The organism is Gordonia sp. (in: high G+C Gram-positive bacteria) (assembly GCF_049299075.1).
Classification (GTDB): Bacteria; Actinomycetota; Actinomycetes; order Mycobacteriales; family Mycobacteriaceae; genus Gordonia.
In genome coordinates, this window is sequence record NZ_JBAQWU010000255.1 from 1 (window position 1) to 1663 (window position 1663).

The following is a 1663-nucleotide window of genomic DNA, read 5'->3' on the forward strand; positions in this document are numbered from 1 at the left end:
GTCCCGCTGCGCTGGGGCACCGGCTTCATGCTGGGGTCGGAGCGATTTGGCCCGTTCGGTCGCGGCGCCCCGGCCGCCTTCGGGCACACCGGCTTGACGCAGATCGCCCTGTGGGCCGACCCGCAGCGCGACGTGGCGGCGGCCGTCGTGTCCACCGGCAAGCCGTCCGGTCACCCCGAATCCGGCCGTTACGGCACGTTGTTGGACACGATCAACGCGGCTATCCCGCGCACCGCGTCGGCCTGATGCGCGTCACCCCACCGTCGCCAGCCGGTCGCGGATCAGACCGGCGACGGTCTCCATGGAGCTGATTGGGCGTTCGGTGAGGTCGTGCCAGGAGAAGCTCAGCGGCAGCCAGCCGGCCAGGATCAGCGCGTTGCGCTTGCGGATGTCCCGCTGAAACTCCTTATGGCTGCGGTGGAAGGCCCAGCCATCGATCTCCACCGCGATCTTTAGTTCCGGCCAGGCGAAGTCGATCGCCCAGCCGCCAAACGGGTGCTGTTGCACCCAACCGGAGATTCCTGCCTCACGCAGCAGCTGCCGGAAGACCCGCTCGGCCGCCGACTGCGTATCGGAGTCCAGCACTGCGAGCAGGTCTCGCGCCGAACCGAGACCGCGCATGCGCGGGTTGCGCGTCAGCGCGGTACGAAGCCCGTCCATGCTCACCTGCCCCGTCCGGAGCATGTCGTCGAGAAACCGCGACGGCTGCTCAACCAAGGGCGCCGCGCCGAGCACTGCCAACTCCTTGCTCGTGACCTTGACGCCGCGGAGCTCAGTACGATCTTCGGCGCAGAAGGTCCGGCGGACGACGTCCCACTCACCACCGGCCCAGGAGTTGGGGGACTTATGCCGCGACACCGAGAGGGTCGGCACGCCGATGAGGTCCGGCAAGGCGCCGTGCCACCATGCCGCAGTAGAGCGGTCCAGGACGCCACCGGACACCCAGGCCGCCGCCCGTACCTTGGCCGCCTCGGTGTACGAATGCGCGGCCAGCCGGTATACCCCAGCACCGAGTCCGATCCACTCCTTCGCGGCTTTACGCCGACACACCTCATCGCGCGTCAGATCCAGCGCCAGCGCCTGACTGACACCGATCACGCCGTCCTGGTCAGCGAATATCCTCGCAAGTTCTCCGGCCTCCCCCACGTGAATTAGACGCACGGGAGCCGCGTCCGGTTCCATCTCGGCGGGAACTACGGCGCGCGTTCCGGCCGGCCCGCCACACCGTACGGTTTATCGGTCAGCGCCTAACAAACCGTACGGTCTCGCGACCCTCAGTAGCGGTGGACGCTGGCAGGCCGAATATCGGTGGCGAAGAAGTCGCTCGCATCGATGCACAGCAGCCCCTGAACCACCGGTTTGGCGAGCACCAGCACCGAATCCGCCGGAAGCCCGGTGACGTGCACGCCGATCCGGGCGACGAAGGCAGCCACCGTCTCCCCGCCGTGCGGGGCGGCGGCCGGGTCGGCGAACCACGGCCCCAACTCGTCGGCGGAGATCTGTTCGGGCGCCTGGCCACACCAGGAGCCGAGGTCGAGCGTCGCCAGCCCCGGATCGACCTGACCGGACAGGCCGAGCAGGCGCGCGGTGTGCCGCACCGATACTTCCGGGCCGATGCGCACCGCGCACCGGCCCGGAAGGTCCAGCCCAATCTTCAGTTGCT

The 1663-nt window shown here is 68.9% G+C and carries 3 protein-coding genes; 1 reads left to right on the top strand and 2 read right to left on the bottom strand.

Annotated elements, in window-relative coordinates; genetic code table 11:
* Positions 1-246, top strand: a 246-nt coding sequence (locus WAW85_RS08015) for a serine hydrolase (protein ID WP_422559096.1), incomplete at its 5' end; no start/stop codon positions are given.
* Between the two features lie 6 nt (positions 247-252).
* Here WAW85_RS08015 and WAW85_RS08020 read toward each other — a convergent pair.
* A complete protein-coding gene (locus WAW85_RS08020; RefSeq protein ID WP_422559097.1) occupies positions 253-1098 on the bottom strand; it encodes a DUF559 domain-containing protein in 846 nt (281 codons plus the stop codon).
* Positions 1099-1274: 176 nt separating this feature from the next.
* The coding region (locus WAW85_RS08025) for a histidine phosphatase family protein (RefSeq protein ID WP_422559098.1) at positions 1275-1663 on the bottom strand (389 nt) is incomplete at its 5' end.